Genomic DNA, 12,236 nt, shown 5'->3' with positions numbered 1-12,236 from the left:
CCCACAGTTTGGATCTCTATTTACTTGGGTTCAGTGGTGCTTGAGCAATTTCGATTCCAGATGGTCCAGATGTCGGGTCATCAATGCAACGGCTGCCGCAGCATCTCGTTGTTCTACCGCATCCACAATTACCATATGCTCCTGCCATGCGCAGTAAGTACAGGCTTTCGCCTCGTATTGGGCAATGACCAACGACGTCAGCGGCACCAGGCTGTTGAGGAATTGTGCCAGCGGTGCGTTGCGTGCCATCGCGGCCAATTGCAGGTGGAACTCTCCGGACAACCGAATCGCCGGCCCACGCTGGTCGCGCTCGATGCACTCGCGTTCGCGGGCGATCAGCTCGCGTAACTGGCGCAGTTGCGTGGGCGTGGCGTGCACGCAGGCCAATTGCACCACGGTGATTTCGGTCAGGCGTCGTGCTTCGAGGATCTGCCGGGTTTGCTGGGCATCCGGTGCAGCCACCTGGGCACGCTGGTTGGGGCGCAGGATGATCACCTGCTGGTGCGACAGTTTCGCCAGCACCCGGCGGATCACGCTGCGGCTGACGCCAAAGGTCTCGCCCAGGCTCTCTTCGGTGAAACGGCTGGCCGGCGCAATGCGTTGTTCGAGGATGGCGTCGAACAGGCGCGGGTAGATGTCGTCCACCGAGGGCTTTTTACCGGCGATCAAGCGCAGGGCAGGGAAGATAGGGTCGCGTTGCAACGCGTAAGCGGTCATGGCCGGTCTCCAATAAATCAGCTGCCCAGATGGTCATCCGGGATGTTCAAGCGAATGCCCATGCGCAGGCCTTCCTGCAGGATGTGCCGACGCATCTCGGCACTGGCCAGGGCGCTGTTCTTGTTGCGGATGGCGCGCACCACCGCCTCGTTTTCGCGCAGGCGTTCGGCCAGGTGCTCCGGCGAGTTGCGCAGCACCTGGGCGCTCTGCTTGAGGGCGTTGCTGGTTTGCTGCACCACATTCTGGAAGATCGGGTTGGAGGTCAGGGCGAACAGTTCTTCGTGGAAGCCGATGTAGGCGTTCATGCCGGCCTCGGCGTCTTCGGCGTCGAGGGCTTCGCGCATGTCCATCAGGGTCAGGCGCAGTTGGCCGACTTCCTTGCTGCTGATGGATTGGGCGACGAGGCCGACGATGAAGGGTTCGAGGGTGTAGCGCAGTTGCAGGATATCTTCCAGGCTCGCGTCGGCCACGGCGTCGCTGGATTGTGGTTCGCTGACACTGGTCTCCAGCACTACCACGCCTTTGCCGGGCATGGAGCGCACCAGGCCGAGGGTTTCCAGGACGATCACCGCTTCACGCAGGCTCGGGCGGCTGATGCCCATTTGTTCGGCCAGCTCGCGTTGCCCGGGGAGCATTTCACCGCGGCGCCACTGGCCGCGCGCCAAGGCGGCGCGGAGTTTTTCTACCACTGAATTGACGACGGTTGAGGTGCTGATCACGTCTACCTCTCCTTTATGTTGCAAACACAATAGTGAAATGGGCAAAGGTCTAAATGTGGGAGCGGGCTTGCTCGCGAAAGCGGGGTGTCAGCCAAAGATGTTCCAACTGAACCACCGCATTCGTGAGCAAGCCCGCTCCCACATTGGACCTGCGTCGCTCATGAAATGGATTAGAACTCCTGATGCGCCGGCAACACCGCCTTCTTGGCCTGGAAGGCATACCCTTGCTGCCCTTCAAGCACCTTGTTGGCACGCTGCAGGTCGATGTCTTTCTCCCAGCGCGCAATCGCCACGGTGGCGACGCAGTTTCCGATCAGGTTGGTCAGTGCGCGGCCAATGCCCATGAACCAATCCACTGCCAGCACCAGCACCAGGCCCACCACCGGAATCGCCGGGATGGCCGTGAGGGTCGCCGCCAGAATCACCAGCGCCGAGCCCGGAATGCCGTGGGCACCTTTGGAGGTGATCAGCGACACCAGGAGGATGGTCATCAGGTCGGTCATCGACAGCGGCGTGCCGGTGGCGTTGGCGATAAACACGATGGCCAGGGTCAGGTAGATCGAGAACCCGTCGAGGTTGAACGAATACCCCGTTGGAATTACCAGGCCGACGGTGGAGCTGCCAATGCCCAAGTGCTCCAGTTTACGCATGATCTGTGGCAGCACGGCGTCGGAGGAGGCGGTGCCCATCACGATCAGCAGTTCTTCACGCAGGTACTTGAGCAGTGGCAGCATGCGCAGGCCCGACAGGCGCATCACCAGGCCGAGGATCAGCCCGACGAAGGCAAAGCAGGTCAGGTAGAACAGGCCCACCAGGCTGCCCAGGTGTTGCAGCGAGTCCAGGCCGTAGGTGCTGGTGGTGAAGGCGATCGCACCAAACACACCAATCGGCGCCAGGCGCACGATCATGCCCATGATGCGGAAGATCACATGGCTCAGCTCGTTGATCAGGCGCGAGATGCCCGATGCCGCTTCGCCCACCAGGTTCAGCGCGCTGCCGAACAGCACCGAGAACAGCAGCACTTGCAGCACGTTGTTCTCGGCGAAGGCGCCGATCACCGAGTTGGGGATCAGGTCCATCAGGAACTGGCTGGTGCCGCGAATGTGCTGGCCCTTGTCGGCCAGTTCATTGAGACCGGCGGACGACAATTGCTCCAGGTGGATATTGGCGCCTTGGCCAATACCGGTGCTGAAGGCCATGACCAGGCCGATCACCAGGGCGACGGTGGTGAGGATTTCAAAGTAGATCACCGACTTGAGGCCGATGCGCCCGACTTTCTTCAAGTCGCCGGCACCGGAGATGCCGCTGACCACCACGCAGAACACGATCAGGCCGATCAGCATTTTGATCAGCTTGATAAAACCGTCGCCGAGGGGTTTGAGTTGTGTGGAGAATTCGGGAAGGGCCAGGCCGCAAACAACGCCTAGCATCAGGCCGATCACGACTTGCAGGAAAATCGAACGCGAGCACCATCTGAGCATGGGAGGGATCTCTATTCGGTGCCCTGGTGGTTCCAGGGCTTAATTGTTGTGGTCTTACCGGTAAGTCCAGTGCGCGGCCAGTCTACGCTCGGCTTTTTTGAAATCACAAGTAAAAATTCGGTGGTTGACCGGACCCGGTCTGACCAGTTGGTCGGGGAGGGCGATGTTTGAGCGGTTAGTGCCCTGGAAAATTTTTCGCTTATCATCCGCCGCTGGGCCTACGAGGTGATGGATGGACATACCAGGACTGACCACCGACGCCAACGGGCAGACCTACTGCGCCTGGCGCACGTCGGCGCCGCAATACCCGCATTACCACGACCACGAGTGGGGCGTGCCGGTGGCGGATGACGTTCAGCTGTACGAGAAGATCTGCCTGGAAGGCTTCCAGGCAGGCATGGCGTGGATCACCATCCTGCGCAAGCGCGAGCAGTTCCGGGCGGCGTTCGAGGGCTTTGATTTTCGCCGGGTGGCGCAGTACGGCGAGGCCGATATCGCGCGGCTGATGCAGGACGTGGGCATCGTGCGTAATCGGGCGAAGATCGTGTCCACCATCAACAATGCACGCAGGGCGTGTGAGCTGGTGGATGAGACGGGGTCGTTGGCGCGCTGGTTATGGGCGTTTGAACCGGGTGAGGCGGAGCGCCCGGCGCGGGTGGATATGGCGTACTGGACGGGCAACCCGACCTCGCCGGCTTCGGTGCGCTTATCGAAAGCGCTGAAGAAACGCGGCTGGACCTATGTGGGGCCGACCACGATGTATGCGTTGATGCAGGCGATGGGGATGGTCAATGATCATCTGGAAGGGTGCGCTTGCCGGCCCCGGATCGAGCAGTTACGGCGCCAGTTCAAACGCCCCTGAATCCTTGAAAGCACACCATTCAACCTGTGGGAGCGGGCTTGCTCGCGAATGCGGACTGTCAGCCACAAATACTTCGACTGACCCACCGCATTCGCGAGCAAGCCCGCTCCCACACAATCCTGCACACACATGAATTTTGGGGGCTGGTTACTTAGGCAGCGGGGTCAGCACCTCGGCCTTATCATCCAGCACCATCACCACCAGCAACTTGGCTGGTTTGGTCTGGCTGGCATTGCTCGATTCAAAATGCCGCGACCCCGCCGGCTCATAGAACGATTCACCAACCTTGTAGGTAACCGCCTTCTCATCATTCACCCGCGAGGTGATTTCGCCTTCCAGCACGTAGGCCACGGCGGTGCCGGTGTGGCTATGGGGTACGGTGGCTTGCCCAGGTGCATAGTCCACGGTGAGCATGATGGTTTTCTTGCCGGGCACATTGGTCAGCGTGTGTTCCTGCAAGACCTTGATCGATTCCTGGTTGTACACCGGTTCATGGGCAAAGGCGCTGAGGGCGGCGAGCATCAGGGAGGCAGCGAGCAGTCGTTTCATGGCGAGGTTTCCGAATAGTTCGAGACCTGTCCACCCTACGCCGCGTGGCTGGGGTCACCAATAACCAATCCCGGTGAAGTGCAGGAGGCCAATGCCTTAATGGTCGAACACCAGGCGGCTGGCCAGGCGTTCGCCGGTCAGGTCGATAAACCCTTGCAGGGCCGGCAGGGCGAAGTGCGCGTTGCGTTGTTCGGCGCAGGCCCAGTGGCCACTGACGGTCCACTGGTTGAGGTCCAGCGGGCTGCGGCACACGTTGTAGTCCAGGCAGCCAGGGCTGTTGCGCACGGCTTGCGCGATGAGTTGCAGGCGTTCGCCCAGCTCCCTGGAGCGCCCGGCGATGGCGCGGACATGGACAGTGTTGAAGGCACAGGCAGGCATGGCGATGGTCTCCGGGGACGGGTGTCAGTGCACAGGCTAGAGCCTTGTTGTGCCAGTACCAATGACCAATCCGGCGGTAAATCCCCTAGCCAATCTGCTGCAGGATATCGCGCACCCGGTCCAGGGCCGGGTCGATGTCCAGGGTCTCGATGGCGCCAAAGCCGATGATCAAGCCCGGGCGCAGCGGTGCGTCATGGAAAAACACGTCCAGTGGGTACAAGCCGACCTCGACCTGGCGCGCCAGCTGAATCAGCAGCGAGATATCGATCGAGCCCTTGCACAACGCCGCCATATGGAACCCGGCCACGGTGGGCACCGCTTCGAACCAGGGCGACAAGTCCCCCGCCAGCCGTTGCAGGATGCGCTCGCGGCGCCCGGCATACACGGTGTGGCAGCGGCGGATGTGCTTGAGCAGGTAGCCTTCGCTGATGAACTTGGCCAGCGCCCACTGCGGCAACGTGGAGCTGTGCTGGTCGGTCAATTGCTTGGCCTTGAGCACGGCGCCATGGATCGCCGGTGGCAGCACCGCGTAGCCCAGGCGCAACTCGGGCAGCAGCGTTTTCGAGAAGGTGCCGACGTAGGTCACCACGCCGCGGGTGTCCATGCTTTGCAGGGAATCGGTGGGGCGGCCTTCGTAGCGGAATTCGCTGTCGTAGTCGTCTTCGATGATGATCGCCCCCAGCGCGAAGGCGCGCGCCAGCAGGGCTTCGCGGCGTGACAGGCTCATGGGCATGCCGAGGGGGAATTGGTGGGACGGCGTGACGTAGATCAACCGTGTGCCATCGGGAATCTGGTCAACCTGAATGCCCTGTTCGTCCACCGGCACACTGGCGACGCTGGCCCCCATTGCCATGAACAGCTGCCGTGCGGGGCTGTAGCCGGGGTCTTCCATGGCGACGATGCTGCCCGGTTCCAGGACCACGCGGGCGATCAGGTCGAGCGCCTGCTGCGCGCCGTTGGTGACCACGATGTCGCTGTCACGGCATTTGACGCCCCGCGAAAACGCGATATGCCCGGCGATGGCACTGCGCAGCGCGGGCAAGCCTTCGGGCTGGCTGTAGAAGCCGCTGTTTTGCGCAATGCGCCGCAATGCATCCTGGGTGCAGCGCCGCCATTCATCCTGGGGGAACTGATTGCGGCTGGTGGCGCCGCCGATAAATTCGTAGCGCAAGGTGCTGTCGCGCGTGGGGTGGCGCATGGGCGAGGGCAGCGACGCCCACTTTGCCAGGTTGGCAGCGCAGGCCAGGTCGGTGGCCGATTGTTGGCGTTCTGCCTGCGGCGCATGGGCGTTGACGAAGGTGCCGCGGCCGGTCTTGCCCACCAGCAGGCCTTCGTAGGTCAGGGTGGCGTAGGTGTCGGACACGGTCTTGCGCGACACCCCCAACTGCTCGGCCAGCAAGCGGCTGGGCGGCAATTGTGCACCGGCGGCCAGGCGCCCGGAGCTGATGGCCTCGCGCAGTTGCTGGTACAGCTGTTCGGCCAGATCCTTGCGGCCGTTGATCACGACGTGCAGTTCCATGTTGTATCCCAAGGCTTCAGTCTGCGCCAAGACTACGCGCTGGCGCGGTGGCTGCAAAATGGTCTGCGCATAAACCGGCCGATTGGCTATAGGGCTTATGGCGTGGGGGTTCTAGGCTGGGTTGTCATTTCAGAGATGCACCCCATGGAACCCCGTCTGGATTACTACACGGCTTCACCGCAAGCGCTCAAGGCCATGTTGATGCTGGAGGCGAACACCTTTGGCCTGTCGATCGAACAGCCCTTGCTGGAGTTGATCAAGATCCGCGTGTCGCAACTCAATCACTGTGGCTTCTGTACCGACATGCACTCGATGGCGGCACGCCAGCGCGGCGAGACCGAGCGGCGTTTGTTTGCGTTGTGTGTGTGGCGCGATTCGCCGTTTTTCACGGCGCGGGAGAAGGCCGCGTTGGCCTGGAGCGAGTCGGTGGCGATGCTGCCCACCTCACAGGTGTCGGATGAACTCTTTGCCGCCGTGCGTGTGGAATTCAGCGAAGAGGAACTGGTGGACCTGACCATGGCGGTCTCCAGCATCAGTGGCTGGAACCGCCTGGCGGTGAGCTTTCGCCAGCAACCGCCGAATGCGTGATCAGGACAGGAAACCGCCATCCACATTCAGTGCAACGCCGGTGGTGTAGCTGGACGCATCGCTCGCCAAATACAGCACCGCGCCTGCCATCTCGCTCGGATCGGCGACGCGCTTGAGTGGGATCTGCGCCAGCGCGGTTTTCAGGATGGCGTCGTTCTTCACCAGGGCCGAGGCGAACTTGGTGTCGGTCAGGCCCGGCAGCAGGGCGTTGCAGCGAATGCCGAACGCGGCGCATTCCTTGGCGAACACCTTGGTCATGTTGATCACGGCGGCCTTGGTCACCGAGTAGATACCCTGGAACACGCCCGGGGAGATGCCGTTGATCGACGCCACGTTGATGATGCTGCCACCGCCGTTCTCGCGCATCAGCTTGCCGGCTTCCACCGACATGAAGAAGTAGCCGCGAATGTTCACGTCCACGGTCTTCTGGAACGCGCCGAGGTCGGTGTCCAGCACGTTGCAGAACTGCGGGTTGGTCGCGGCGTTGTTGACCAGGATGTCCAGGCGGCCGAACTGCTCGCGGATACCGGCGAACACTTGGGTAATCTGCTCCATTTCACCGATGTGGCAGGCAATGGCCGTGGCCTTGCCGCCCTCGGCGATGATCGCGTCGGCCACGTGCTGGCAACCGTCGAGTTTGCGGCTGGAGACAATCACGTGGGCGCCTTGCTGGGCCAGCAACTTGGCGATGGCTTCGCCGATGCCACGGCTGGCGCCGGAAACAAAGGCGATCTTGCCGTCGAGGTCGAACAGGTTGGTCTTGGACATGGGGGTTCCTTAGAGGGCTGATTTAGCGATCACATTCAGGCTCATCTGCTCCAGCAGCTTGTTCATGTGGATGAACTGCGCAAAGCGTTTGTCCTGGGTCTGGCCATGGAAGAAGCGGTAGTAGATCTGCTGCACGATGCCCGCCAGGCGGAACAGGCCGTAGGTGTAGTAGAAATCGAAATTGTCGATCTGGATGCCCGCGCGTGCGGCGTAGTAGTCCACGAACTGACGGCGGGTCAGCATGCCGGGGGCGTTGCTCGGCTGGCGGCGCATCAGTTGCACCGGTGCCGGGTCGGCGGCTTCGATCCAGTAGGCGAGGGTGTTGCCCAGGTCCATCAGCGGGTCGCCGAGGGTGGTCAGCTCCCAGTCCAGCACGCCGATGATCTGCATTGGGTTGTGCGGGTCGAGGATCACGTTATCGAAGCGGTAATCGTTGTGCACGATGCTGGAAGTGGGGTGGTCGGCCGGCATCTTGTCGTTGAGCCAGGCGCGCACGGCTTCCCAGCGCGGGGCGTCGGGCGTCAGGGCTTTTTCGTAGCGATCGCTCCAGCCGCTGATCTGCCGCGCCACATAACCTTCGGGCTTGCCCAGGTCGGCCAGGCCGCACGCGGTGTAGTCCACCTGATGCAGTTCGACGAACTTGTCGATAAAGCTCTTGCACAGCGCCTCGGTCTTGGCCGCGTCCAGGCCCAGCTCGGGCGGCAGGTCGGAGCGCAGGATGATGCCGTTGACGCGCTCCATCACATAGAACTCGGCGCCGATCACCGACTCGTCGGTGCAATGCACGTAGGCCTTGGGGCAGTACGGAAAGCCGTCCTTGAGTTGGTTGAGAATGCGGTATTCGCGGCCCATGTCGTGGGCGGACTTGGCCTTGTGGCCAAAGGGCGGGCGGCGCAGGACGAATTCCTGGCCAGGGTATTCCAGCAGGTAAGTGAGGTTGGACGCACCGCCCGGAAACTGACTGATGGTCGGCGTGCCGCTCAGGCCGGGGATATGGGCCTTGAGGTAGGGATCGATCAGGCTGGCATCAAGTTCTTCGCCTGCTCGGATCTGGGTCGATTGGTCGTTCAGCGCCATGCTTATCCCTTCTGCTTATTCTAAAGGCCTCGGACTATTTCCTAATCTAATGCGCACCACCGCCCAGCGACAAGGTCGGGGCGGCTTAATAGGTTAGCGTGTTGGGTGATAATCAGCGTGCCTGATCGGTCATTTTGCGGGCGGGGGCAAGGCGACCGGCGTGAGCACCGGGCGGCCGGCGAAGTATTCCAGCAGGTTGTCGGCCACACGCTGCACGGTGTCGTGGGCGGCTTCCGGCGACAGGCCGGCGACATGGGAGGTCAGTACGGTGTTGCTCAAGCGTTTGAGGGCGTCGGGTACCTGGGGTTCGTCGTCGAATACGTCCAGCGCCGCGCCGCCAATGCGGCGTTGCTCAAGGGCGGCCACCAGATCGGCGGTGACGACCACGCTGCCGCGTCCGATGTTGACCAGGAAGCCATTCGGCCCGAGTGCGTCGAGGGCGTGGCGATCGATCAAGTGGCGGGTGCTTGCGCCGCCGGGCGTGGCGAGGATCAGGAAGTCCGAGGTGCGCGCCAATTCCACGGCTGTTGCGCAGTAGGTGTAGTCCACGTCATCGCGCGGCTGGCGGTTGTGGTAGCTGATTTCCATGCCGAAACCCAGGGCTGCACGCTTGGCGATCTCCAGGCCCACGGCGCCCAGCCCGAGAATGCCCAACTGCTTGCCGCCCAGGGACGGGCGCATGACCTTGGGCCATTCGTTGCGCCGTACGGCGGCGTCGGTCTGCGGGATGCCGCGTACCAGCGACAGCAGCAGCGCCATGGCGTGGTCGGCGACCGACGGCGCGTTCACGCCAGCGCCGTTGGTGACGACGATCCCGCGATTGCTGGCGGCTTGCAGGTCCACATGTTCGTAGCCGGCGCCGATCACGCAGATGATTTCCAGCAGGGGCAGGGCGGCGATTTCTTCCGCATACAAACCCAGCGGGCCACGGGTCAGCACGGCCTTGATCTGGCCACCGTGGGCCTTGATGGCCTGGGCGCGTTCGGCGGGCGTTGGTGCCAGGATCACGTGGAAGTCATCGTTTTCGATGATGTGCAGGTATTCGTTGATGGTTTCAACCAGAACCAGGACAGTGGTGGACATCGGAAGGCTCTTCCTGAAGGGTTTGAGGAGGGGAGTATGCGGGATTTGTGAGAATGAACGTGCTGCTGGGGGGAGAAAAGTTTCCCTTTCGGCGTGAGTTTCCTGTGGCGAGCAAGCTTGCTTGCGCTGGGGTGCGAAGCGCCCCTGAAGAGCCGGGGACTGCTGCGCAGTCCGGCGGGAGCAAGCTCCCTCGCCACAATGGTTTCTGTTTTTACAGGATCAGCATTGTCAGAAGCTGATTTCAGCCGCCCTGACCCGCTTCACAAACGCCCCCGCCAACGTCGCATTGTGGTGCTCGATGATCGCCTGCGCGTTGAACGCCGGGGTGTCCATGCAGGTGTGGCCATCCTCGGGCAGTATCACCGAATACCCCAGTTCAACCGCCACTCGGCAAGTCGTGTCGATGCAGAACTGGGTTTTCATGCCCACAATCACCAGCTCATTGACCTGCGCCGCATTCAGTTGCTGCGCCAGGTCAGTCCCCAGAAAACAGCTGGGGCGGGTTTTATTGAACAGATGGTCGCGGGATTCATCCACGTCCAGGCCGTGCCACAGCTGCCAGAGCGGGCTGCCCGCTGCGATGGGCGAGCCTTCTGGGCCGGTGTGGCGTGCGACGAAGATCGGCGCGCTGGCGTTGCGGGCGCGCTGAATCAGTTGGTTGATGGTGGCGAGTACGCGTTCGCGCTCAAAAGGCTTCTCCGGGCCATCGTAGAGGCCGGTTTGCATGTCGATGATCAGCAGGGCGTCAGCCATGGTGTTGCTCCTTGAGATTGCCAGGTGGGCGGAGCAATAAAAAGGCCCCGTCCATTGCTGGCGGGGCCTTGGGTTGAATCTGTGGGGTGTTTAGCTTGACCACCCACAGCCACCGCGCGACCCGCCGATAGCGGTCGTGGTGGTGGTGCGGGTGAGGTGCAGCTGAATAAAGTTCATGACCCGATCATGCTGAGATCGACGCCAGGTTGTCAACAAATGTGTCTGGCTTGGGTGCGGCGTGTCGATATACCACGCCACCGTTCCTCAGCTAAGTCTTTGCTTATTCACAAGAATCCCGGACAATCCGGCCCCTTCTATGGTCGGGGCGCTGCCTGTCAGGTTTTTCTGACTCGTCCCGGCCGTGTAAATGCGGAGATCCGACCGGATGAATGATCAGGCCAATAGCGTTGACGAACGCTATGCATCGACACCTGCAACCCTCACAAGCTGGAGCCGCCAGGACACCACCTGGATGCTTGGCCTGTTCGGCACGGCCATTGGCGCCGGCACCTTGTTTTTGCCCATCAACGCTGGCTTGGGCGGTTTCTGGCCGCTGTTGATCCTGGCGATGCTGGCATTCCCGATGACGTTCTTCGCGCACCGTGGCCTGACCCGCTTCGTCCTGTCCGGTCGTGAAGGCTCCGACATCACCGACGTGGTCGAAGAGCACTTCGGCATCACCGCCGGCGCGCTGATCACCCTGCTGTACTTCTTTGCGATCTTCCCGATCCTGCTGATCTACAGCGTCGCCTTGACCAACACCGTCAGCAGCTTCATGGAGCACCAACTGCACATCATGCCGCCGCCGCGGGCGATCCTGGCGTTTGTGCTGATCCTCGGTCTGTTGGCCGTGGTGCGTTGCGGTGAGCAAGTGATCGTCAAGGCGATGAGCCTGATGGTGTATCCATTTATCGTCGCCTTGCTGTTCCTCGCGGTGTACCTGATCCCGCATTGGACCGGTGGCATCCTCAGCACCGCCAGCGTGGTGCCGGAGCCCTCGGCGCTGCTCAGCACCCTGTGGCTGGCGATTCCGGTGATGGTGTTCTCGTTCAACCACTCGCCGATCATCTCGGCTTTCGCGGTGGACCAGAAGCGCCAGTACGGCGCACATGCCGATGAACGCAGCTCGCAGATCCTGTCCCGCGCGCACCTGTTGATGGTGGTGATGGTGCTGTTCTTCGTGTTCAGCTGCGTGCTGACCTTGTCGCCGGCGCAACTGGCCGAAGCGAAAGCGCAGAACCTGTCGATCCTGTCGTACCTGGCCAACCACTTCGACAACCCGACCATCGCCTTCGCCGCGCCGCTGATCGCGTTCGTGGCGATTGCCAAGTCGTTCCTGGGCCACTACATCGGCGCCAGCGAAGGCCTCAAGGGCCTGGTGGTCAAGACCGGCCGCCGCCCGGCACCTAAGACCCTGGACCGCATGACCGCCGCGTTCATGCTGGTGGTGTGCTGGATTGTCGCCACGCTTAACCCAAGTATCCTCGGCATGATCGAATCCTTGGGCGGCCCGGTGATTGCGTCGATTCTGTTCCTGATGCCGATGTACGCGATTCGCAAGGTGCCGGCCATGGCCAAGTACCGTGGGCAGGCGTCCAATGTGTTCGTTACGGCGGTCGGCCTGGTGGCGATTACGGCGGTGGTTTATTCGTTGATTGCTTGAGCCTGAGTACGGTCTTCCAGGCACAGCAGGTCTAAAAATGTGGGAGCGGGCTTGCTCGCGAATGCGGTGGGTCAGTGAA

At 62.0% G+C, this 12,236-nt stretch carries 13 protein-coding genes; 3 read left to right on the top strand and 10 right to left on the bottom strand.

Annotated elements, in window-relative coordinates; all coding sequences use genetic code 11:
• Positions 1–30 precede the first annotated feature (30 nt).
• From DBR46_RS25490 to DBR46_RS25480, 3 genes are all read right to left on the bottom strand, one after another.
• Positions 31–717: a GntR family transcriptional regulator gene (locus DBR46_RS25490; protein ID WP_124528461.1), complete on the bottom strand. Its 687-nt coding sequence runs from the start codon at positions 715–717 to the stop codon at positions 31–33.
• Between the two features lie 17 nt (positions 718–734).
• On the bottom strand, positions 735–1,436 hold the full coding sequence (locus DBR46_RS25485; RefSeq protein ID WP_105521795.1) for a FadR/GntR family transcriptional regulator: 702 nt from the start codon (positions 1,434–1,436) through the stop codon (positions 735–737).
• A gap of 170 nt (positions 1,437–1,606) precedes the next feature.
• Positions 1,607–2,932 (bottom strand): C4-dicarboxylate transporter DctA, encoded by a 1,326-nt coding sequence (locus DBR46_RS25480; protein WP_177414125.1) that lies wholly within the window; start codon positions 2,930–2,932, stop codon positions 1,607–1,609.
• Between the two features lie 217 nt (positions 2,933–3,149).
• Here DBR46_RS25480 and DBR46_RS25475 point away from each other — a divergent pair, with 217 nt between their 5' ends.
• Positions 3,150–3,779: a DNA-3-methyladenine glycosylase I gene (locus DBR46_RS25475; protein WP_124528458.1), complete on the top strand. Its 630-nt coding sequence runs from the start codon at positions 3,150–3,152 to the stop codon at positions 3,777–3,779.
• Between the two features lie 147 nt (positions 3,780–3,926).
• Here DBR46_RS25475 and DBR46_RS25470 read toward each other — a convergent pair whose 3' ends face one another.
• From DBR46_RS25470 to DBR46_RS25460, 3 genes are all read right to left on the bottom strand, one after another.
• The gene (locus tag DBR46_RS25470; protein ID WP_124528457.1) at positions 3,927–4,328 is read right to left on the bottom strand and encodes a cupin domain-containing protein; all 402 of its coding nucleotides are present in this window, start codon (positions 4,326–4,328) and stop codon (positions 3,927–3,929) included.
• Between the two features lie 96 nt (positions 4,329–4,424).
• Entirely contained in the window at positions 4,425–4,706 is a 282-nt protein-coding gene (locus DBR46_RS25465; RefSeq protein ID WP_124528456.1) for a putative quinol monooxygenase, read from the bottom strand.
• A gap of 85 nt (positions 4,707–4,791) precedes the next feature.
• The gene (locus DBR46_RS25460) at positions 4,792–6,225 is read right to left on the bottom strand and encodes a PLP-dependent aminotransferase family protein (protein WP_124528455.1); all 1,434 of its coding nucleotides are present in this window, start codon (positions 6,223–6,225) and stop codon (positions 4,792–4,794) included.
• Positions 6,226–6,369: 144 nt separating this feature from the next.
• Between DBR46_RS25460 and DBR46_RS25455 the strand changes: the two genes are divergently transcribed.
• Positions 6,370–6,813: a carboxymuconolactone decarboxylase family protein gene (locus tag DBR46_RS25455; RefSeq protein WP_124528454.1), complete on the top strand. Its 444-nt coding sequence runs from the start codon at positions 6,370–6,372 to the stop codon at positions 6,811–6,813.
• Here the strand turns inward: DBR46_RS25455 and DBR46_RS25450 are convergent, their stop codons facing one another.
• From DBR46_RS25450 to DBR46_RS25435, 4 genes are all read right to left on the bottom strand, one after another.
• Positions 6,814–7,581: an SDR family oxidoreductase gene (locus DBR46_RS25450; RefSeq protein WP_124528453.1), complete on the bottom strand. Its 768-nt coding sequence runs from the start codon at positions 7,579–7,581 to the stop codon at positions 6,814–6,816.
• A gap of 9 nt (positions 7,582–7,590) precedes the next feature.
• Entirely contained in the window at positions 7,591–8,658 is a 1,068-nt protein-coding gene (locus DBR46_RS25445) for a phosphotransferase family protein (RefSeq protein ID WP_124528452.1), read from the bottom strand.
• Between the two features lie 129 nt (positions 8,659–8,787).
• A complete protein-coding gene (locus DBR46_RS25440) occupies positions 8,788–9,741 on the bottom strand; it encodes a 2-hydroxyacid dehydrogenase (protein ID WP_124528451.1) in 954 nt (317 codons plus the stop codon).
• Positions 9,742–9,969: 228 nt separating this feature from the next.
• Complete coding sequence (locus tag DBR46_RS25435) at positions 9,970–10,494, bottom strand: cysteine hydrolase family protein (protein WP_124528450.1); 525 nt, start codon at positions 10,492–10,494, stop codon at positions 9,970–9,972.
• A gap of 385 nt (positions 10,495–10,879) precedes the next feature.
• Between DBR46_RS25435 and DBR46_RS25430 the strand changes: the two genes are divergently transcribed.
• A complete protein-coding gene (locus tag DBR46_RS25430) occupies positions 10,880–12,157 on the top strand; it encodes a serine/threonine transporter (RefSeq protein WP_124528449.1) in 1,278 nt (425 codons plus the stop codon).
• The last annotated feature ends 79 nt before the right edge of the window (positions 12,158–12,236 follow it).

The sequence above is a fragment of the Pseudomonas sp. KBW05 genome, from assembly GCF_003852405.1.
In the GTDB taxonomy this organism is placed as follows: Bacteria; Pseudomonadota; Gammaproteobacteria; order Pseudomonadales; family Pseudomonadaceae; genus Aquipseudomonas.
This window is presented reverse-complemented; position numbering and strand designations above follow the sequence as displayed.

Excerpts from the sequence above, each read along its gene's own strand:
- DBR46_RS25490 (WP_124528461.1), bottom strand. The coding sequence starts at position 717 with ATGACCGCTTACGCGTTGCAACGCGACCCTATCTTCCCTGCCCTGCGC.
- DBR46_RS25475 (WP_124528458.1), top strand. The coding sequence starts at position 3,150 with ATGGACATACCAGGACTGACCACCGACGCCAACGGGCAGACCTACTGC.
- DBR46_RS25470 (WP_124528457.1), bottom strand. The coding sequence starts at position 4,328 with ATGAAACGACTGCTCGCTGCCTCCCTGATGCTCGCCGCCCTCAGCGCC.
- DBR46_RS25465 (WP_124528456.1), bottom strand. The coding sequence starts at position 4,706 with ATGCCTGCCTGTGCCTTCAACACTGTCCATGTCCGCGCCATCGCCGGG.
- DBR46_RS25460 (WP_124528455.1), bottom strand. The coding sequence starts at position 6,225 with ATGGAACTGCACGTCGTGATCAACGGCCGCAAGGATCTGGCCGAACAG.
- DBR46_RS25455 (WP_124528454.1), top strand. The coding sequence starts at position 6,370 with ATGGAACCCCGTCTGGATTACTACACGGCTTCACCGCAAGCGCTCAAG.
- DBR46_RS25450 (WP_124528453.1), bottom strand. The coding sequence starts at position 7,581 with ATGTCCAAGACCAACCTGTTCGACCTCGACGGCAAGATCGCCTTTGTT.
- DBR46_RS25445 (WP_124528452.1), bottom strand. The coding sequence starts at position 8,658 with ATGGCGCTGAACGACCAATCGACCCAGATCCGAGCAGGCGAAGAACTT.
- DBR46_RS25440 (WP_124528451.1), bottom strand. The coding sequence starts at position 9,741 with ATGTCCACCACTGTCCTGGTTCTGGTTGAAACCATCAACGAATACCTG.
- DBR46_RS25435 (WP_124528450.1), bottom strand. The coding sequence starts at position 10,494 with ATGGCTGACGCCCTGCTGATCATCGACATGCAAACCGGCCTCTACGAT.
- DBR46_RS25430 (WP_124528449.1), top strand. The coding sequence starts at position 10,880 with ATGAATGATCAGGCCAATAGCGTTGACGAACGCTATGCATCGACACCT.